Annotated in this window: 12 protein-coding genes and 1 pseudogene; 8 read left to right on the forward strand and 5 right to left on the reverse strand. The window is 67.9% G+C overall.

From position 1 onward, the window contains the following. The first annotated feature begins 11 nt into the window (after nt 1–11). Both QFZ69_RS05325 and secA read left to right on the forward strand, forming a co-directional pair. Nucleotides 12–1,262 carry a winged helix-turn-helix domain-containing protein gene (locus tag QFZ69_RS05325; protein WP_306999959.1) on the forward strand — a complete coding sequence of 417 codons (1,251 nt, stop codon included), beginning with the start codon at nt 12–14 and terminating at the stop codon, nt 1,260–1,262. A gap of 69 nt (nt 1,263–1,331) precedes the next feature. Then, nucleotides 1,332–4,070: a preprotein translocase subunit SecA gene (gene secA, locus QFZ69_RS05330; RefSeq protein WP_306999960.1), complete on the forward strand. Its 2,739-nt coding sequence runs from the start codon at nt 1,332–1,334 to the stop codon at nt 4,068–4,070. 175 nt (nt 4,071–4,245) lie between these two features. Here secA and QFZ69_RS05335 read toward each other — a convergent pair whose 3' ends face one another. Next, complete coding sequence (locus QFZ69_RS05335) at nt 4,246–4,761, reverse strand: Rv3235 family protein (RefSeq protein WP_306999962.1); 516 nt, start codon at nt 4,759–4,761, stop codon at nt 4,246–4,248. A gap of 103 nt (nt 4,762–4,864) precedes the next feature. Further along, nucleotides 4,865–5,716: a LysM peptidoglycan-binding domain-containing protein gene (locus QFZ69_RS05340; RefSeq protein WP_306916135.1), complete on the reverse strand. Its 852-nt coding sequence runs from the start codon at nt 5,714–5,716 to the stop codon at nt 4,865–4,867. Nucleotides 5,717–5,869: 153 nt separating this feature from the next. Between QFZ69_RS05340 and QFZ69_RS05345 the strand changes: the two genes are divergently transcribed. Then, nucleotides 5,870–6,442: a hypothetical protein gene (locus QFZ69_RS05345; RefSeq protein WP_306916138.1), complete on the forward strand. Its 573-nt coding sequence runs from the start codon at nt 5,870–5,872 to the stop codon at nt 6,440–6,442. 60 nt (nt 6,443–6,502) lie between these two features. Here the strand turns inward: QFZ69_RS05345 and QFZ69_RS05350 are convergent, their stop codons facing one another. Further along, nucleotides 6,503–6,718, reverse strand: a complete 216-nt coding sequence (locus tag QFZ69_RS05350; protein WP_306916140.1) for a helix-turn-helix domain-containing protein — start codon at nt 6,716–6,718, stop codon at nt 6,503–6,505. A gap of 150 nt (nt 6,719–6,868) precedes the next feature. Here QFZ69_RS05350 and QFZ69_RS05355 point away from each other — a divergent pair, with 150 nt between their 5' ends. Genes QFZ69_RS05355 through QFZ69_RS05370 form a run of 4 tightly spaced genes read left to right on the forward strand, consistent with a single transcriptional unit; the run spans nt 6,869 to nt 15,373 of the window. Continuing rightward, entirely contained in the window at nt 6,869–7,513 is a 645-nt protein-coding gene (locus tag QFZ69_RS05355) for a hypothetical protein (protein WP_306916142.1), read from the forward strand. Next, nucleotides 7,510–8,820 (forward strand): P-loop NTPase, encoded by a 1,311-nt coding sequence (locus QFZ69_RS05360; RefSeq protein WP_306916145.1) that lies wholly within the window; start codon nt 7,510–7,512, stop codon nt 8,818–8,820. Before QFZ69_RS05355 ends, QFZ69_RS05360 begins: the two co-directional genes overlap by 4 nt. A gap of 58 nt (nt 8,821–8,878) precedes the next feature. Next, entirely contained in the window at nt 8,879–13,867 is a 4,989-nt protein-coding gene (locus tag QFZ69_RS05365) for an NAD-glutamate dehydrogenase (RefSeq protein WP_306916147.1), read from the forward strand. A 39-nt stretch (nt 13,868–13,906) separates the two neighbouring features. Further along, nucleotides 13,907–15,373 carry a sensor histidine kinase gene (locus QFZ69_RS05370; RefSeq protein ID WP_306916149.1) on the forward strand — a complete coding sequence of 489 codons (1,467 nt, stop codon included), beginning with the start codon at nt 13,907–13,909 and terminating at the stop codon, nt 15,371–15,373. Between the two features lie 160 nt (nt 15,374–15,533). Here QFZ69_RS05370 and QFZ69_RS05375 read toward each other — a convergent pair whose 3' ends face one another. Further along, complete coding sequence (locus QFZ69_RS05375) at nt 15,534–15,782, reverse strand: WhiB family transcriptional regulator (RefSeq protein WP_003804966.1); 249 nt, start codon at nt 15,780–15,782, stop codon at nt 15,534–15,536. Between the two features lie 238 nt (nt 15,783–16,020). Here QFZ69_RS05375 and QFZ69_RS05380 point away from each other — a divergent pair, with 238 nt between their 5' ends. After that, nucleotides 16,021–16,497 (forward strand): hypothetical protein, encoded by a 477-nt coding sequence (locus QFZ69_RS05380; protein WP_373461798.1) that lies wholly within the window; start codon nt 16,021–16,023, stop codon nt 16,495–16,497. Between the two features lie 2,028 nt (nt 16,498–18,525). Here the strand turns inward: QFZ69_RS05380 and QFZ69_RS05385 are convergent. Beyond that, a pseudogene (locus QFZ69_RS05385) lies at nt 18,526–20,739 on the reverse strand (FtsK/SpoIIIE domain-containing protein); the annotation flags it as partial. Between the last annotated feature and the right edge of the window lie 154 nt (nt 20,740–20,893).

The raw sequence follows: 20,893 nt of genomic DNA on the forward strand, positions 1-20,893 counted from the left end.
AAGGGACCGACGTGCACGAATCGCTGAGCCTTAACCAGGCCCGGCGGATCGCGCTGGCAGCCCAGGGATTGGATAAGGGACGGCCCGCCGGACCCGTGACCGCACGGGCGGTGGGCCGTACCTTTGCCCGCCTCCACCTGGTCCAGATCGATTCCGTCAACGTGCTGTCCAGGAGCCACTACCTGCCGTTCTTCTCGCGGCTGGGCAACTACGACCGCGGCATTCTGGACCGCATGGCAGGCACGCATCCGCGCCGCATGATGGAGTACTGGGCCCACGAGGCAAGCTTCATCCGCCCCGACCACTTCCAGGACCTCGTGCAGTGGCAGAGCCGGAAATGGGTGGGCGCGCACGCCATGGACCCGGAACTGAGGAGCGGAGTTGCATCGGGGGTACTGCAGGCCCTCGCAGCGGGCAAGCCCCTGACCGCGGCGGAACTCACGGCCCGCATCGGGCACGTTGAGGACCAGCAACAGGACAACTGGGGTTGGAACTGGAACGCCGTCAAGAGGGTCCTGGAGCACCTCTTCGAGGAAGGTCTGGTTTCTGCAGCTTCCCGGACCGAATCCTTTGAGCGCCGCTACACCCTGACCGCCAAGGTCCTGCCCCCGGAACAGGAGGGTGCCGGCCCCGGCGGGCCGGATCCGGCAGCCGCGATGGACCGGCTGGTCGACGCCGCAGCCCAGGCCCACGGGATCGGCACCGTGCGCTGCTTCGCGGACTATTTCCGGGTGCCGCTCAAGGCCGCCGCGGTGTCGGTGGGGAACCTCGTCGAGGCCGGTCGGATACGGCGGGTCGTGGTCACCGGCTGGGAGAAGCCCCTCTACCGGCACGTCGAGGCGAAGCTGCCGCGCGCTGCGACCGGCAGGGCGCTGGTGAGCCCGTTCGACTCTCTGGTCTTTGAACGCCGCCGGCTCGAGGCACTGTTCGGCTTTCACTACCGGATCGAGATCTACACCCCTGAGCCGAAGCGCCGCTTCGGCTACTACGTGCTGCCGTTCCTGCTCCGCGACGGGATCGTGGCCCGGGTAGACCTCAAAGCCGACCGCGCGAACGGCCTTCTCCTGGCGAGAGCCGCCCATGCCGAGCCCGGCGCTCCGGCGGACACCGCCGTCGAACTCGCCGCGGAGCTGCAGCTCATGGCAGAGTGGCTCCAACTGGACCGGGTGGTCGTTTCCCGCACGGGGGATCTGGCGCCCGCCCTCGCGGAAGCCGTCGCCGGGTCAACCACCGCTGTATCCGCTGTGAGGGAACAGGCGTAGCGCCCGTGCGACTCTCCCGTAGACTAAACACGCCAGAATTCGGCAGCTTGAGACTGGGAGCATCTTCACGTGGCATCACTTATTGAAAAACTTCTCCGCACAGGTGACAAAAAAACCCTGCGGCAACTGCGGAACTATGCCGACTCCATTAATGCCCTTGAAAGCTCCTTCAAGACCTTCACGGACGCCGAACTGCGCGAAGAGACCGACAGGCTCCGGGCCCGCCACCTCGACGGCGAAACGCTGGAGGACCTCCTGCCCGAGGCGTTCGCCGCCGTCCGCGAGGCCTCCTCCCGAACCCTCGGCATGCGCCACTTCGATGTCCAGCTGATGGGCGGCGCCGCCCTCCACCTGGGCAACATCGCTGAGATGAAGACCGGTGAGGGCAAGACCCTGGTGGCCACCGCTCCGGCCTACCTCAACGCCCTCGGCGGCAAGGGCGTGCACGTCATCACGGTGAACGACTACCTCGCCGAATACCAGTCCGACCTTATGGGCCGCGTGTACCGTTTCCTGGGCCTGACCAGCGGCTGCATCCTCGCCAACCAGGACCCCGCCGTGCGCCGCGAGCAGTACGCGGCCGACATCACCTACGGCACCAACAACGAATTCGGCTTCGACTACCTGCGAGACAACATGGCGTGGGACAAATCCGAGCTGGTCCAGCGCGGCCACAACTATGCCATCGTCGACGAAGTGGACTCCATCCTCATCGATGAGGCCCGCACGCCGCTCATCATCTCCGGTCCCGCCCAGGGCGACACCAACCGCTGGTACAGCGAGTTCGCCAAGGTCGTGCTGCGGCTCAAGCCCGAGACCGACTACGAGGTCGATGAAAAGAAGCGCACGGTCGGCGTCCTCGAGTCCGGCATCGAAAAGGTGGAGGACTACCTCGGCATCCACAACCTGTACGAGTCGGCCAACACCCCGCTCATCGGCTTCCTGAACAACGCCATCAAGGCCAAGGAACTCTTCAAGCGGGACAAGGACTACGTCATTCTCGACGGCGAAGTCCTGATTGTGGACGAGCATACCGGCCGCATCCTCGCGGGCCGCCGGTATAACGAGGGCATGCACCAGGCCATCGAGGCCAAAGAAGGCGTCGAGATCAAGGCCGAGAACCAGACGCTCGCCACCGTGACGCTGCAGAACTACTTCCGCATGTACGACAAGCTCGCCGGCATGACCGGTACGGCCGAGACCGAAGCCGCCGAGTTCATGAGCACCTACAAGCTCGGCGTTGTCGCCATCCCCACGAACCGCGACATGACCCGCATAGACCAGGCGGACCTCGTCTACAAGAACGAGGCCGTCAAGTTCGATGCCGTTGTGAAGGACATCGCCGAACGGCATGAAAAGGGCCAGCCGGTCCTGGTCGGCACCACCAGCGTCGAGAAGAGCGAGTACCTGTCGCGGCTGCTGGCCAAGGAAGGCGTCCGGCACGAGGTCCTGAACGCCAAGAACCACGCCCGGGAAGCTGCGATCGTTGCCCAGGCGGGCCGCAAGGCAGCCGTCACCGTGGCCACGAACATGGCCGGCCGCGGTACCGACATCATGCTCGGCGGCAACGCCGAATTCACCGCCGTCGCGGAACTCGCGAAGCGCGGCCTGGACCCGGAGGAAAACTCCGAAGACTACGAAGCAGCCTGGCCCGAAGCTTTCGAGGCCGCGAAGCAGGCTGTCAAGGACGAGCATGAGGAAGTCCTCAACCTCGGCGGCCTGTACGTCCTCGGCACCGAACGGCACGAGTCCCGCCGCATCGACAACCAGCTGCGGGGCCGCTCCGGCCGCCAGGGGGACCCGGGCGAATCACGGTTCTACCTGTCGCTGACCGATGACCTGATGCGCCTGTTCAACTCCGGCGCGGCCGAGCGCCTGATGAACAGCTCCGTGCCCGACGACGTCGCGCTGGAATCCAAGCTGGTCTCCCGCGCCATCGCCTCCGCCCAGGGCCAGGTGGAGGGCCGTAACGCCGAACAGCGCAAGAACGTCCTGAAGTACGACGACGTCCTGAACCGCCAGCGCGAAGCCATCTACGGCGACCGTCGCCGGATCCTTGAGGGCGACGACCTCCACGAGAAGGTCCAGTTCTTCCTCGAGGACACCATTACGGCCTTCATCGATGAGGCGACCGCCGAAGGAACGGGCGACGACTGGGACTTCAATCTGCTGTGGTCGAACCTGAAGACCCTGTACCCGGTGAGTGTGACTCCGCGGGATCTGATCGACGAGGCCGGCGGCAAGTCGCGCATCACGGTGGACTTCCTCAAGGACGAGATCCTCTCCGACGCCCGCCTGGTCTATCAGGCGCGGGAAGCGGCGATTGGCGCCGAGAGCATGCGCGAGCTCGAGCGCCGCGTGGTCCTGTCCGTGATCGGACGCAAGTGGCAGGAACACCTCTATGAGATGGACTACCTGAAGGAAGGCATCGGCCTGCGCGCGATGGCCCAACGCGATCCCCTGGTCGAGTACCAGCGCGAGGGCTTTATCATGTTCCAGTCCATGATGGAGGCCATCCGCGAGGAGAGTGTGGGCTTCCTGTTCAATCTGGACGTCGAGGTGACTCCGGCAGAAGATGTCGTCGTGGCGGACGCCGTCGGCCAGCACACGGAGCACCACGAGCCGCAGATCCGCGCTGCCGGACTGCAAGCCCCGGAGAAACCCGCGCAGCTGCAGTACACCGCCCCCGGCGAGGACGGCGCTGCCCAAACCCGGGTCGAGGCCAAGACCTCGGGCCGCTCCGGCAACCCCGCCAAGGCCGCGGTGCAGGATGCCCCGCGCCGCACGAACAAAAAGAAGCGGCGCTAAGCCCGCCGCCTACGGGCAGCCCGCAGCCATGAGAGAGGACCGGAACGGTTGTTCCGGTCCTCTTTCATTTCTCTTTTTCCTCCTTTCCTGTACCCCCGCAGCTCTGTCCGGCTTGGACCACAGTCCTCCGGCAACCCTCGACGTGAATGGGCCCGGCCGCCATCCGACGGCCGGATCAGCCTATTTCCAGCACCGTCACGCGCCAGAGGAGCTGGCTCCGTTCCAGCCGGAGCGCCACGGCCCGGACCCGCAGCTCATCGACCACCACGGCACTTGCCTCATATACGTCTTCTGACACCTTGCAGGCCCTGACCGAGCGCACCGACGGGTTCCGGTGCAGCCGTCCCGCCGTTGGCGAGTTCCCGGACGCCAGCCGCCGTGTCAGGGCCGCCCGATGCTGCAGGGCGGCGAGGCAGCGCTCGTCGAGCCGGCGGGCAAGTTGCTGGGCCGGTCGGGTGCCGGCCAGGACCTCGATCGCGGCCTGGACCGTGCCGCGGCAGATCGTGCAGATTTCCCGGCCCTCGTCCACGAGTTGCAGCGGCATACGGCGTGGCGTCCCTGCGGGGGGCGACGTGTGATCGCGGGCAGTGGCCGGTGCGGCGCTGGCGTCCACCACCCGGAGGGGCGTTCGGGGCGGTGCTGGAGGTGCTGGAGGTGCTGCAAGGGCGCGACCCCCGGTATGTGCGGACATGGTGGTTCCTTTGCTGTTGGCTGTTGCTTGATTTCTGCTGACCTGCGGCGCTGCTGAGTTGTGCTGCTGCGGTGCTGCGGTGTCCGGTTCCTGGCCTCGGCCGTCACTCGCTGGCGGGATGAATGAGGACCTGGCCCGGACGCAGGAGATGGGGGCTCTCGCCGATCACTGCCCGGTTGGCCTGGTACAGCCGGGGCCATTCCCTTGCGATGTCGACGTCCGACGCTAACGGCCCGAGCCGGGCGGCGGCCAGGCTCCAGAGCGAATCCCCGGCCCGGACGGTTACTTCGGCACGCCCGTCTGCGGGCTCCTGCGTTCGGAGCTGCCGCGCCGCGAGCGTGCCGGGCTCCACTGCCGGAACCCCCGGCGTCCAGGGCCGGGTGATGCCGGGGCGCGTGCCGGCGCTGCCCGGCCCGCGAGTGGGCGCGGCACTCGGCGGGGGTGCCGGGGCGGTAAGGACCTGCAGGGGTCGGGGGAGAACCAGACCCTCGGAAGCCGCCGTCGTCGGCGTCCAGACTGCGGAGACAGCCGGGCGAGGTAAGGGATCCGGGCGGGGCGGCGTGGCGGCGGTGGCCGAGGGTGCGCCGAGCAACTGGAATCCGACGGCGGCGAAGGCGAGACGGCGCATGAAAGCCGGGCTGAACTTGGCTGTGACCGTAGCGGCGCCGGTCCTTCCGCTGCGCTCCAGCAGCGCCGAGGCCATCGCGATGGTGAGCGACATGGCCCACCACGTGATCATGATCAGGCCGGTGGTGTTGGCGACGATCCCGAGTTGATCCTCGAATGACAGTGACTGCTGCCGCGCAGCGGAGTAGCGCCAGCGTTGCACCAGGTTGCCTCCGGATCCCGCCAGGGATAAACCCAGCAACAGAATCACGACAGCCATGGCTGCATCAGTTGCCGGCACATGCCGCCGCGCCCCGGATTCCTCGGGCGTAATCTGCCCACGGCCCATGAAGTCCTCCTTTGTGCTTGATAATAGATTTTGATGTACTTTGATACGTTTTGATGTTGTTACCCGAGTGTGATCCTTGGGACCATGATTTGTCTAGGCTGGTGCAGAGCGATGTGGATTGACCCCGAATCACTACCGGCCTACGCTTGCGCCATGCGCTGGGACGCCCTCTTTACGGACTTGGAGGCACAATTGGCCGCCAGCGAGCGGCTGAACCTCGACGCGGAGATCGCGGAGCGGATGCGCACGGAGGCGGCGGGGGTGGAACTCGCGGACAGGCTCCGCGGATCGCTGGGCCTCCGGATCGGCGTCCAGGTCTCGTCAGGATCGTTGTTCGAGGGCACACTGAGTCACGCCGGCAGCCAGGCGCTGGTCCTGCACGACCCGCGCCATCAGGTTCTGATCCCCTACGCGGCAGCCGCCCGGTATGTGGGGCTCTCCCGGCTGGCCGTCGGGGAGTCGTCCAAAGTGCGACAGCGGCTCGGCCTCGCAAGCGCGCTGCGGGGGCTGGCGAGAGACCGGACGCGACTTTCGGTTCTGGCGGTGCGGGGTGCTTGGACGGAAACCAGCTTGCACGGCGTGATCGACAGAGTCGGGCGGGACTACCTGGACCTGGCCGTGACGGAGGACGGGGAAGACCGGCGGCCGTCCAACGTCCGCCAGATGGTCACGATTCCGTTTTCGGCACTGGCGGCCCTCAGGTCAGCCCGGAATGCGGAGGACTAGCGGGCTGTGCCGGCCGATCCGGCCGCGCTGTCTTTCGGGGCCGGATCGGCCTCGGGCCGCTCAGACCGTCTTCGACTTGGCCTCGGCGATCATGCGGCTGGCTTCGGCGTAGCGTTCCTCGATGTATTGCTCGAGCATCTTTTCCTCCACCCGCCATTGGCCTCTGCCGCCGACCTGGATGGCCTTGAGCTCGCCGCTGCGCACCAGCGCATAGGCGGCCGGAGCATTGATCTGGAGCTGCTCGGCAACATCTGCCAGGGTGAGGAATCGGGGCATGATTCCATTTTGCCACCGATGGGTTCGTCTGGTGCAGTTATCCACAATTTGCACCTTTTTGGGTCCGCATCTTCCCGACCGTGTCTGGAGACGTCACAATGATGGTTCCCGGCACCACTGGCCGGACGGTGACAACAGGGGGAGCGACGCATGAGCGTGGGCACGGTGACCGGCGGAGCGCGGCTGAAGAAGCCTTCCTGGAAGGACCCCCGGCTCGTCGTCGGCATCCTGCTGGTGCTCGCCTCGATGGCGGGAGTCATCTCCCTGCTGGGAGCCGCCGACCAGACCGTGGAGGCATATGCCGCGCGGGAGCCGATCACCGTCGGGGAGCGGCTGACGGAGGACAAACTGCACCGGGTCAAGGTCCGGCTCGGCGACCTGGAGCAGCGTTACCTCACGCCGGAGGCCGGCCTGACCGATGGGCTGGTCGCCGTTCAACGGATCGGCAAGGACCAGCTGATCCCGCGCGACAGCCTGGGAGAGCCTGACCTGCTGGACCGCAAGCCTGTGGCGGTCACTATCGATGAAGTCCTTCCTGGTCAGGCTCTGGCGGGCTCGCGGGTGGATGTCTGGGTGGCCCTTCCCGACGCCCGAAACGGTTTCAGCCAGCCCTCCCTGCTACTCCCGGGAGCGGAAATCGCCCAGATCACCCCCGGCAGCACGGCGCTGGGGTCCTCGCGCTCCACGGTCGTGATGGTCCTGGTCAGCGACAGCCAGATGCCGCAATTGCTGGGTGCTCAGGCCAACAAGGCCAAAATCTCCGTGGTCTGGAATCCCGGTGGTACGTCCCGATGAGCATTCCGGTCGTGACGGTAGGTCATTCGAGGGACGACCTGGTCGGCGGGCTGGAGCGCCTCCACGGCCCGGTGTCCATCGTCAGGCGATGCGGTGAGCTCGCGGAACTGCTCGCCGCGTGCCAGAGCGGCCTGGCTCGGGCAGCGGTCGTGGCGGAGGGAAGCCAGGAGCTGACGGCGTCGCTGGTGGACCGGCTGTCCGCAGTCGGGGTGGCTGTCGTGGCACTGACCGACAGCCCGCAGGAGAGGGCCCGATTGCGGGGGATAGGAGTGGCCGCGGAGCTGCCGGGTGTTGACGCCGCCGCTCTCGCCAGCAGCATCATGGGGGCCGTGGCGCAACTGAGCGGGGCTGTGCAGCAGGTGCTTGGGGCGGGCCTTGCCTTTGACGCTGCCGGAGCCGCCCTCGGAGCCGCCGGAGGCGCTGCTGGGCAGGCGCCGCAGCGGCCTGGTACGGGGCAGGTCATCGCCGTCTGGGGTCCGGCCGGTTCGCCGGGCCGGACCCTCGTAGCCGCCAATATCGCCGGCGAACTGGCCGCCACGGGCAAGTCCGTGCTACTGGTTGACGCGGACAGCTATGGCGCGAGCGTCGCAGGCATGCTGGGACTGCTGGATGAAGCGGCGGGGCTGGCACAGGCCTGCAGGCTGGCGGATCAGGGCATGCTGGATGGTGACGCGCTGCGCAGGGTCGCCACCCCGGTGGCGACCAAGGCGGGGACCTTCCTTGTGCTCACCGGGATCACCCGGGCGGACCGCTGGACCGAGCTCCGCGCCGCCGCACTCGGCCTCGTGCTGGACCGGGCGCGTGAGATGGCCGACGTGACGGTCATCGACACCGGTTTCTGCCTGGAGGCCGATGAGGAGCTGAGCTTCGACTCGATCGCTCCCCGCCGGAACGCCGCAACCCTGCGAAGCCTCGAAGTAGCGGACACCGTATTTGCCGTGGGCGCTGCCGACTCCATCGGCGTGCCGCGGCTGGTCCGTGGCCTGGCCCAGCTGGAAGCCGCCGTCCCGCAGGCGACGCCGCGCGTGGTGTTGAACAAGGTCCGTACCGCCGCCGTGGGACGGTCCCCGGAGCGGCAGCTGCGGAACGCATGGGAACGGTACGGGCCGGTGAGCACCCTGTCCGCTTTCCTTCCGGCGGACACGGCAGCAGCCGACGCGGCGCTGTTGGCGGGATCGCTGCTGCTCGAAACGGTACCGGAATCCCCGCTTCGGAGGGCCATCGCGGATTTGGTTTGTGCACCCGCCCAGCGAAAGCGCAGATCCTCTGTATTTTCTTCCACAGCAAAGCTCTGGTCAAAGAGTTAGGCTCGCCATGAGGGCCGCAATGATGCGGCCATGAACTTTTTGATGGAGGCGTTTGTCGATGTCGTCTAGGTCCAACGTGGAGGATCAGCCCGTTTCGATCGGTGCCGGGGAAGGGTATTTCGCGGACTACTACGAGCACCTGGCCGAAGAGGATGCCCGGGCGTACCCGCCGGAGGTGCTGACCGCCAGGGCCGAGACACACCGCCAGGCCGCGGCCAAGCGGCAGCCGGGTGTTCCCAACATCGTCATCGTTGATGAACCCGACTGCAGCGTTGTCTACATCGTCACCGACGATATGCCGTTTCTGGTCGACTCCGTCAACGCGGAACTGGTCCGGCAGAAGTCGCCGATCCACCTGGTGATGCACCCGTTGTTCGTCGTCACCCGGAACCGCGCCACCGGCGAGCTCGTCAAGATTGCCCGGGTTCCTTCGCACCTCGGCTTCTCCAGCGGCGATACCGCTGCGATGCCGAACCTGTCCCACCTGATTGCCGAGGGCGACAATGCCTCGCACATGGAATCGTGGATCGCCGTCGAAATCGACCGGGCGGACGAAGCCAGCCACGCGGAGCTCGTGGCGGGCCTCAGCCGCGTTCTGGCTGGCGTCCGTGCCGCCGTCGAGGACTGGCCGAAGATGCGGGACAAGGCACAAGAGATCGCCCGGGACCTGGACAAAGTCGCCAACCCCGCCCAGATCGTCGAACTGCGCCAGGCCCAGGAACTGCTGCGCTGGCTGGACGACGGGAACTTCACCTTCCTTGGCTACCGCGAATATGACCTCAAAAACGAATCCGGCGAAGACGTCCTCGAACCGCGGGACGAAAGCGGTCTCGGGCTGCTGCGCGGTGGAACAGACACGCCGCACCAGATCCAGCACCTCACCGAAACGGGGCGCAAAAAGGCACGGGAGAAGCGCGCCCTCGTGATCACGAAGGCGAATTCCCGGTCCACGGTGCACCGTCCGGCCTACCTGGACTACATCGGCGTGAAGAGCTTCGATGCGGCCGGGAACGTCAACGGGGAGCGCCGCTTCATCGGGCTGTTTGCCACGACCGCCTATGCAGGCTCCGTCCGCGACATCCCGGTGGTCCGCGAGAAAGTGGCCGCCGTACTGCGCGATGCCGGCTTCCCGCCGGATTCGCACTCCGGCAAGGACCTGCTGGGCATCCTCGAAACATACCCCCGCGACGAGCTGTTCCAGATCGAAATCCCCGATCTGGCCGCCATTGCCACGGGCATCCAGCGGCTGCAGGAACGACGCCGGACCCGGCTGTTCCTCCGACCGGACATCTACGGCCGGTTCATGTCTGCCCTCGTCTATCTTCCCCGGGACCGCTACACCACGAACGTGCGCCTGCGCATCGAAGAGGAGCTGCGGGAGACGTTCAATGCCGTGTCCATCGACTACGAGGCCCGGATGACCGAGTCCGCGCTGGCGCGTCTCTTCTTCCGCATTCGGCTCCCCAAGGGCGCCGACGTCGGCAACATCAGCAGCGACGAGTTGGAGAAGCGTCTCGTCCGGGCCGCACGGTCCTGGAGCGAAGGTATCTCCGAGGTCCTCCATGCCCGGGGGCACGGCATCGGGCACGCCACGAAGGCCGCTGCGGGAGAAACCGCCGCGGCCGGGGAACCCGCCACCGGGGGCGGAACCGCCCCGACGGGAGAACCCGCCGCCCCGGGCGGAACCGCCCCGGAATCCGCGACCGGCGACGCCACCGAGAAGGAACTGGCTGCAATCTGGGCCGAGGCCTTCCCGGCCAGCTACCGGGTCGACTACGAAGTGGAAGATGCCCTGCAGGACATTGCCCGCTTCGAGAAGTACGGTGCGGCCGCCGAACGGGCCGGCGCGGGCGTCCGGGAAGAGCCCGGCGTCCACGTGTACCTTCCGGAGGGTGCCGGCGCCACGCTGGAGGAAGACGCCCGGGTCAAGCTCTACATGCTGGAGCCCAAGAGCCTGAGCCAGATTCTGCCGTACTTCCATAACCTCGGCCTGGAGGTGCTGGACGAACGTCCCTTCGAGATCGAGACGGCGGACCAACGCGACTTCTTCCTGTACGACCTCGGCCTCAAGTACCCGGCCGGGGTGGACCCGCTGACCACTGGCCAGCGGCTCGCCGAGTCCTTCGGCGCGGCCGTGTCCGGTGCCGTGGAATCGGACAGCTTCGACCGGCTGGTGCTGCGCGAAGGCCTGCACTGGCGGCAGGTCGTTGTGTTGCGTGCCTATGCGAAGTACATGCGGCAGATGGGCAACACGAACTCCTTTGAGTTCATGTCGGACACCCTCTTGGGCAATCCGGAGGTGACCCGCGCGCTGAACGCCCTGTTCGCGGCCCGCTTCGATCCCTCGCTGGGCGGAGTGGAAGGCAGGACCAGGCAGGACGCGGTACGGGCCGAACTGGACGCGGCGATCGATCAGGTTGCGACCCTCGACGCCGACCGGGTACTGCGCACCTTCGCGAACCTGATCCAGGCCACGCTGAGGACGAACTACTACCAGAACAAAACCCACGTCAGCTTCAAACTGAATCCCGCCGTCATCGACGGCCTGCCGTTCCCCAGGCCGATGTTCGAGATCTGGGTCTACTCGCCCCGGGTCGAGGGCGTGCACCTCCGCTTCGGCAAGGTGGCGCGCGGCGGGCTGCGCTGGTCGGACCGCCGCGAGGATTTCCGCACCGAAATCCTTGGCCTCGTCAAGGCGCAGACGGTCAAGAACGCCGTGATCGTCCCAACCGGCGCCAAGGGTGGCTTCTATGCGAAGCAGCTGCCGGACCCGGCCGTGGACCGGAGCGCCTGGATGGCCGAAGGGATCGAAAGCTACAAGACCTTCATCCGCGGCCTGCTCGACATCACGGACAACCTCATCACGGGGCCGGACGGCGAGACGCTCGTGCCGCCAGCCGACATCGTGCGCCACGACGACGACGATTCCTACCTTGTGGTGGCAGCCGACAAGGGCACGGCGTCGTTCTCGGACATTGCCAATGGGCTGGCCGCCGAATACGGCTTCTGGCTCGGCGACGCCTTCGCCTCCGGGGGATCGGTCGGATACGACCACAAGGCCATGGGCATCACGGCCCGCGGCGCCTGGGAATCGGTCAAACGCCACTTCAGCGAGCTGGATCTCGACACCCAGTCCGAGCCGTTCACCGTGGTCGGCGTCGGCGACATGTCCGGCGACGTTTTCGGCAACGGCATGCTCCTCTCCAAGCACATCCGCCTGGTGGCGGCCTTCGACCACCGGCACATCTTCCTCGACCCGATCCCGGACGAGGCGGTGTCCTTCGCCGAGCGCCAGCGGCTCTTCGAGCTGCCCCGCTCCTCATGGGACGACTACGACAAGTCGCTCATCAGCGAAGGCGGCGGCGTGTTCGCGCGCCAGGCCAAGTCGATTCCGGTCTCGGCGCAGGTGCGCGAAGCGCTGGGGCTGCCGGACGGCACCACCCGGCTCAGCCCGCCGGAACTGCTCCGCGCGATCCTGCTCGCCCCGGCCGACCTGTTGTACAACGGCGGCATCGGCACCTACGTCAAGGCCAGCACTGAAACGAATGCCGAGGTCGGAGACAAGGCCAACGACGCCATCCGGGTCGACGGCCGCGACCTGCGGGTCAAGGTCGTCGGCGAAGGCGGCAACCTGGGCATGACGCAGCGCGGACGCATCGAGGCGGCGCTCCAGGGCGTCATCCTGAACACGGATGCCATCGACAACTCGGCCGGTGTGGACTGCTCGGACCACGAGGTCAACATCAAGATCTTCGTGGACCGGATGGTGGCCGCGGGGAAGCTTGATCCCGCCGAACGCTCCGAATTCCTGTCCTCGATGACGGACGAAGTGGCACGGCTGGTGCTCCAGGACAACATCGACCAGAACATCCTGCTGCTCAACGACCGCATGCGGGTCTCCGAATGGAGCCCGAGCTACGAGCGCCTGATGGACTGGCTCGAGAAGTCGGCGGACCTCAAGCGCGATCTGGAGGCGCTGCCGACCACGGAGACGCTGAAGGAACGCCTCGAACAGGGGCAGGGGCTGACCTCGCCGGAGCTGTCCGTGCTGGCCGCCTACGCCAAGATCGAGCTCACAACGGCGCTGCGGGACAGTTCACTGTCCGAGGATCCGTGGTTCCGTCAGACGCTCCGGGCGTACTTCCCGAAGCAGTTGCGGGAAAGGTTCGACGCCGAACTGGACACCCACCCGCTGCGCCGGGAAATCATCGCGACCGTGGTGGCTAACGACATGATCAACATGGGCGGCATCACCTTCGCGTTCCGGGCCATGGAGGAGACCTCGGCCACCGAGGCCGCCGTCGCCAGGGCGTTTGTGGCACTCCGGGAGGTGTACGAGCTGGACATCATGGTCGCCGAACTCAATGAGCTGCCGGCATCCTTCCCGACCGAGCACTGGAGCACCGTCCACCTGGACATCCGCCGGCTCCTGGACCGGGCCGTGCGCTGGGTCCTGAGCCAGAGCAACGCGTCCCGGCCCATCGCCGAGATCGTGGGGGAATTCAAGCCCCTGATGGACCCGATGCGCGCACGGCTCCTCGACTACCTGCGTGGCGACGACCGTGCCCGGGTGACCGAATGGCTGGAGAAGGCGCGCAGCTGGGAACTGCCGGAAGACCTCGCCCACCGCTGGGCGGAACTGTTCGAGAGTTTCGTGCTGCTGGACATTGCCAAGATCGTGCACGTCAGCGCGGAGCCCCTGGAGAGCATCGCGCATGTGTACTACACGGTGTTTGACCGCTTCCACGCGGATTCCCTGCTGGAACGAATCACCAAGCTGCCCAGGAATGACCGCTGGCAGGCACTGGCACGCGCGGCCCTGCGCGATGATCTGTACTCAACGGTGTCCGACATGACGATCGCGGTGCTCGGGACGACGCCTCCCGGCGCCACGGCAGAGGAGCGGCTGGCCCTGTGGGAAAGCCAGAATGCCGATCAGCTGGACCGGGCCAGGAACATGTTCGACGAGGTCAACGCCCTCGAAGCCGATGACATGGCCTCCCTGTCGGTAGCATTGAGGCTCTTGAGGTCAATCGTTCGACGCTAACAGCACACTGGTGCTGGCCGCGTCGCAAATGGAGGTGCTGTGGCAATCTTTACGGACCCTATCAGGGAGCATGCTGATTTCGGCCCGGGGGATGCCGAGTGGCTGCACCTCCTGGTCGGCGACTGGCAGATGGTCGCCGACCTGGCATTCGCGGACCTGGCGCTCTGGTTCCCGCACCCCGAGTTCGGCTACGTTGCGCTCGCACACGTCCGCCCCTCCACCACGCATACGGTGTTTCACACCGACTTCGTGGGGGAGGGGATCCGGTCGGACCTGAAACCGCTGGTCGACAAGGCCTGGGAGAGCCACGCGATTGAGCGCTCCAACGAGACCAACTGGAGCAGCGACATGGCCTTGAGGGTCGAGGCCGTGCCGATGGTCCGCAACGGCCGGACGCTCGCCATCGTCACGACCCACATGGATCTTTCCAGCTCCCGCATGCCATCCCGGCTGGAGCTCACTTACCGGCAGTGCGCCTACGACCTGTTGCGGATGGGCACCCTGGGGCTGTGGCCGGACTTTGCCTCGCCCACGGGCTCCCGCCGGGGCGCGCCCCGGGTCGGTGACGGCCTGATCCGGCTCGACGCGGAGGGGATTGTCCAGTACGCCAGCCCCAATGGTGTGTCTGCCTTCCGGCGCCTCGGCGGTGAGTCGCTGGAAGGCCGGAGCCTGGCCGAAGTGACGGCGGGGCTCCTGAAGGACCGGCGCATGGTCGATGAAACGTTGCCCCTGGTGGTCACGGGTCGGATGCCGTGGCGCAGTGAAATCGAATCCCGCGGAGTCAGCCTCTCGCTGCGGGCGATCCCGCTGCGGGACGAGGAGCACCGGTTCGGGGCTCTCGTCCTGTGCCGCGATGTTTCGGAGCTGCGCCGGCGGGAGATGGAACTCGTCACCAAGGACGCCACGATCCGCGAGATCCACCACCGGGTCAAGAACAACCTGCAGACCGTGGCCGCACTGCTGCGGATGCAGTCCCGCCGCATGGTCAGCGATGAGGCCAAGCAGGGGCTCGAACAAGCCATGCGCCGGGTGGCGACGATCGCCCTGGTGCACGAAACACTGTCCCAGGGTCTGACCCAGAGCGTTGATTTCGATGAGCTGATCGGGCGGCAGTTCCGGCTGTCCGCCGAGGTGGCCTCACCGTCCCAGCAGGTAAAGACGCAGCGCTCCGGCCTGTTCGGTGAGCTGCCGAGTGACTTCGCCACCCCGCTGGCCCTTGTGATCAACGAGCTGGTGACGAACGCCGTCGAGCACGGGCTGGAGGGGCGCGCCGGCACCGTCTCGCTGATCGCAGACCGCTCGGAAAGCGAGGACGGCGACGAACTGCTGACCGTGACCGTGGCGGACGACGGTGTGGGCATTCCCGAAACGCCCTATGTGGAAGGCCTGGGCCTGCAGATCGTGCGCACCCTCGTCACGAGTGAGCTGGGTGGAAGCATCCAATGGACAGCACGGGAAGGCGGCGGTACGGCCGTGCAGATTGTCCTGAGCCTGGCCACCAACTAGGCGGGCGCCAGGAGCTGGTCCTGACCGGACACGGGCGGGTCGTCGCCGCCGGAGCGGCGCCGTTCGCCGACGATAATAAAGCAAGGGCCGCAGACCTGAGGTCTGCGGCCCTTGCTTCTGTCCCGCCCGCGGCGGAACGTCCGGCCCGAAGGCGGAAAAATCAGGAGGCGCGGCGGGCGCGTGCTGCGCGGCGCTTCAGGGCACGGCGCTCGTCTTCGCTCATGCCGCCCCAGACACCGGCATCCTGGCCGGATTCGAGCGCCCACTGCAGGCACGTATCCACCACCGGGCAACGCCGGCAGACGCTTTTGGCTTCCTCGATCTGCAGGAGGGCAGGGCCGGTGTTTCCTACCGGGAAGAACAGCTCCGGGTCCTTGTCAAGGCACGCTGCGCGGTTACGCCAATCCATGCTGATCAGTCACTCCATTCCTGGGAACACGTTAAATGCCTTTGTGAAATTATTCACTAGAGGCTTCATAAGAAAAGGGCCCTCTGGGCCCCCTCGGTCATCTGAATTAAGCGTGTCATGTTAACGCTGTGTAAACAAGGGGTAATAGGCTTCTAAATGCCCTGGAATCGTGAGCTATGCATCACATTGGCTGGCGGCGCCTTCGCCTTTAGTCGACTATGTCCGGTACTGTGCCAGTGTGTCAAGACCCCCCGAGAACCCTCCCGCAGCTACCGGACCGGGCATTGACGGCCCGGAAGGCCCGCGCGGCCGGGGCGCCGTGCGGCCGGCGGGCATTGTCGTCTTAGCGGTAATTGTGGCGCTGGAAGCCACCGCCCTGCTGGCGGCTGCCGGTTGGTACGGAAGCCAATTGCTGACCGGTGCCCCTGTTCTCTCCTTCTGGGGCGCGGTATTTACGCTGGGCCTGCTCCTCGCCTTTGCCGTTTGGCTCTTTGCCGTCGCCCGGTTCCTTTTCCGCGGCTACCGGTGGCCTCGTGCCGGAGCCCTCGTGGCCCAGCTGTTCGTCCTCACCATCGGCTTCCCCACCCTGACGGGCGGATACCCCCTGGCGGGCCTGGCCATGCTCGTGCCGGCTGCCGCGGCGATCGTGCTGCTGTTCGACAAGCGGGTCATCGCCTTCGCTTCCAGGCTCGGCGGGGCACCTCCGGCTCTGTAGCCGCATCGGGTTACCTCGCGGCAGCGGGTGCCGCGCTGCCACGGCGGGGTCGGCCAGCTGCACCGCCAGGGCCTGTCCGTCCGAGATCAGCACAGCCCGTCCCGGCGGCGGCATGGCCTCCAGCTCGAACCGGACCCCGAACAGATCGCCGTCCAGCGGGCTTCTGGGGCAGATCAGGATTCCTGCTCCGTGGCGGCGCGCGCACTGCGCGAGTGGGACGCGCTGTTGAAGCATCGGACTGAATCCGGCCGTCAGGACCACCGTCCAGCCGAGACTGTTGAGTCCGAGCAGTTGGCGGTTGCTGTCCTCGGACTGAAGGTCGATGTCGTCGGCCAGCAGCAGTGCCTCGGGATTCAAGGTGCCGGCGCGGGCCCTGGCTTGGAGGCCGGCCCAAAACTCCGCCGGATCCGTGCCCGCCGCGGGCCGCAACCAGCCGCCCGCCGGGGAGTTCAGAGCCGGCAGGGCTGCCAGCAGCCCTGTCTTGCCCGAGCCGGGACCGCCCAGGGCGGCCAGGACGCTGCCCGCCGGGAGGGTGAGCGAGACCGGTCCGAGCTCATCTCCCCCCACGCCGAAGTACAGGCGGACGTGCGCCCCAGGTCCGGGGGCTCCGGGGGCGGGTCCTTCCCGGGCCTCCGCCATTGACCGCCCAGGGGAATCTGTGCCCTGGTGTACCGCCCGGGCAGGCCTGCCGATCCCGGTGATCACTTCGGATACGCGGATCCGCTGCGGCAGGGCCTCGACCCGAAACGGTGCCTGCCGCACCGGCGGCCCGGGACGTGCCGGGAGTCCAAGCGGCGGCGCCCCATACAGCTGAGCGACGTGGGCCGCCGCGGACGAGGTCCCGAGGAAGGGCCCCAGAACGGCCACGCGGCCGGGAAGAACCTCCAGGGCGGGCAGGCGCGGCCAGGCAAGCCGTTCTTCATCCGGGCCTCCGTCGGGAAAGAAGATGCGGTTGGCAATGCCGCCGAAGAGCCGTGACGTGGTCAGGTCCCGTTCGCCGGAGATCAGGACCGCGATTCCTGCCTTGGCGCCGTCGCGGACGATGTCCTGGACCAGGTCTTCGCCGCGGGCCAGCGGGCCGGAGCGGAAGGCCGAGACCCAGGAGCCCCAGCTGCACAGGGCCAGCACCAACCGAGGGCGGGGAATGCCGGGCGCGCCCAGCCGCCGGATCATTTCGCCGGCCAGACGTTCCAGCACCCTGACCGCGCGCCGCAGTTCGTGTGGCCCCACCACGGCCCCGACCCGGGGTGCTGCGATGGTCCGGCCGAATAAACCGGCGGCGTCGAGGATGTAGAGATGCGATTCGTGCTCCGCGGCCAGCAACTGGTCCACGACCAGCGCCAGGGCCGCGTCGACGCCGCCCGCGTCCGGGCCAGTTGCCCCGCCGGCCGCCATGCCGCCCGCAATGCCGCCGCCCGCAACCGTGCCCGCAACTCCACCGACCAGGCCGAGGTGGCCGTGATCGTCCGGGCGCCAGGACAACTCGGCGAGGCGCTGCTGTTCCGGCACATCCAGCCACCCCAGCCGGACGGTGCCGGTCGGGCCGGACACCACGGAATCCGGGCTGGCGGGCGGTGGACTGCCGGCGGAATCCGCGGACGGAAACGGCAGCAGCGCCGGGAGCGTCCCCGCGACCGGCCGGCGTGGCGTGGTGCCGCCGGTGGCTGCCCACAACGTACGGGTGACCCCGGCGAGCGCTGCCGCTTCCTGTGTCTGGGTTGAGGCGGGTCGGTCCGCGTGCGTGCTGTCCCCCGCCGGGGGGCGGACTAGCCACTCTGCGGCTGTCAGTACGGTCACTGTTCGTCCGACGGGCGGGGACCGGTCCGGGGTGAGGGTGGCCGTCTGGAACTCCTGCGGCGCTTCGGTCCCCTTGACCAGGAAGGCACGCCCGGGTGCGGCGATCGGAATGTCCGCCGCGAGCGGGGAATCCATGATGTCGATCGATTCCATCCCGGACTGGACCCGCAGGGCGACGCGGCTTGTGACGTTGGCCCGGATGTCGGCGGTGATTGAGCCCTGCGGGCGTTGGGTGGCCATGATGAGGTGGATTCCCAGTGACCGGCCGATGGCCGCGATTCTCATCAGCTCGGTCAGGGCGCGCGGGGCTTCGTCCACCAGCATCCTGAATTCGTCGATGACGATGATGAGGTGGGGGAGGGCGGGAAGTTCCCGGTCCAGCGAGCGGTACGCGATGAGGTCGCGGGCCTGGGCGGACGCGAGCAGTTCTTCCCTGCGGCGGACCTCGGCCCGCAGCGAAACCAGGGTGCGGTCAACATCCTGGAGCCCGAGGTCGCTGAGCATTCCCACGCAGTGCGGCAGCCCGGTCAGCGGTCCCAGCCCCGAACCGCCCTTGAAGTCCACAAACAGCAGGTTGATGCGGTCCGGCGGGTAGCTTGCAGCCAGGGCGGCGACGATCGTGCGGAGAAACTCAGACTTGCCGGCGCCGGTGGTGCCTGCCACCAGGAGGTGGGGGCCGTCCCGCTCGATGTCCACGCGGACGGTTCCGTTCCTGCCCAGACCGACCGGAACGGGCAGCCCGGCGGTGGCCGCCGCTTGCCCCCAGCGGCGGGCGACCTCGGCGGCTCCGAGCCACAGGAGACCGGCCAGGGCGACGACGGCGGTCAAGTCCGCACGCGGGTCCGTGTGCTGGCTTCCGGACGACCCCAGCCGGCGGCAGATGTTGTCAAACACCGGACCGGGAACAAGGTCAGGGAGGAAGGGGACTTCCGTCCGGCCGCGTCTCAGCCGGGCGGTCCGCCCTCCGAGGACAACGGTGGTGGCGTCAGGCGGACCGGGTTGCGGCGCGCAATGGATCACTTGCCAGCCCTGACTGGCGGCCGCGGCGCTCAGGCCGGCGGCCCCGGAGCTGTCCGGACCGGGCCCGAGGATTGGTCTGTCGGCACCGTCGAGGACAATCAGCACACCGCGGTCGCACCCCGGACCGGGACCGGCGCCGAGCCGGGCGGCAGTTCCGGCCTCGTGGCAGGAAAGCGTTACCCGGGGAAGGAACCGTGCGGCGAGGGGGAGGTTTTCCGGGGGGCCGTGGAGCAGGACATGGGTCCGGTGGGCGGCGGGATAGACGGCCAGCTGCACGAGAAAGGAGCGCACCAGCCCGGCCACAGCGGCAGGCGGGCCGAGGACCGCGGTGACGGCAGCGGCCGGGTCCAGGGTCAGCGGCAACAGGCCGAGCGGTGGTGCGCGGAAACCTGGATCCGCCGGTTCCGGCCGGATGTTGGCCGGTTGCTCGGCAAGCCCCAGCCGCAGCCAGACGGCGCCGGATTTAGCGGCCGGCGGCCCGCTGTCCGGTTCCGGGTGGGCGCTGCACGCGCACAGCTCGGCCGACGACGGCGCGGACCGCCGTCGTCGGTCCCTGTCCTCGCGCATAGCCGCGTCGAGGGCCGCCTTCAGCCCGCGGCGTTGTTTCCGGCCCGCCACGGCCGGGATCAGGAGGGATGCCGCCGAGGCCAGGCTGAAGGCCAGGAACATCCACAGGCCGGTGGTGACAGCCAGGCCGACGCCGATGGCCAGCGGCAGGGCCGCCATCAGCAGCACGGTGGCGCGGCTGCTGCCGGAGCTGCTCGCCGGGCTGGCCAGGGGGAGCGGCTCGGAGACGCTGCGGCCCGCAGCGTCTGACACCCCGGAAGCCGCGGAATCACCGCCGAAGAGGAGGGACATCGTGGAATGGCCGCACCGGATTACCGAGGCGGTGGTCACGACCGCCCGGTGCACACGCTCGCCGTCGACCGTGGTTCCGTTGGCGCTGTGCAGGTCCTCGAGGGTCACCGCCGAGTCCGAGACGTCCAGTTGGGCGTGTTCGCGGGACAGCTCGGCGTCGGGAAGGACGAGGTCCGTCCCGCTGCGCCCGATCCGGAACCGCCCCCGTCCGAGGGGGACGATGATGCCGGCGCCGGGACCGCCGTGTACGGCGAGGAACAACTGCGGAGCAGCAGGAATGCCCCGGCTTGGCCCGGGAAGAACGGGCACCGCGCCGTCGGCCGGCACCGCGCCGTCGGCGGGCACCGCGCCGTCTGCCAGTACCGTCCCGTTCCGCAGCAGCGGACCACCGACGCGCAGGGCCCGGACAGGGAACCCGTCCACGCTCAGCTCACCCGTCCCGTAGCGGCGCGAGATGGCTTCCTGGAGCACGGTGCCGGGGCACTCCGCGGGCACCTCGACGGCGAGTTCGACCGGGCCGGCCGGGAGCGTGGAACCGGGTGCCGGCACCAGCGTGCAGTGCAACATCACCGCAAAGGATCCTTTCTGGAGAGCGGGCTGTACTCCACGTTAGAAGCGGCACCGGGCCGGCGGCCAGGCGCAAACGGGCCATGTGGATAACGCCGGTGCCGGAGCGGCGGGTGGGGTGCCGGGACCGTATCCGCGCGGCCGCCGGAACCCC

Origin of the sequence: Arthrobacter sp. V1I7 (assembly GCF_030817015.1) — a bacterium.
Taxonomy (GTDB): Bacteria; Actinomycetota; Actinomycetes; order Actinomycetales; family Micrococcaceae; genus Arthrobacter.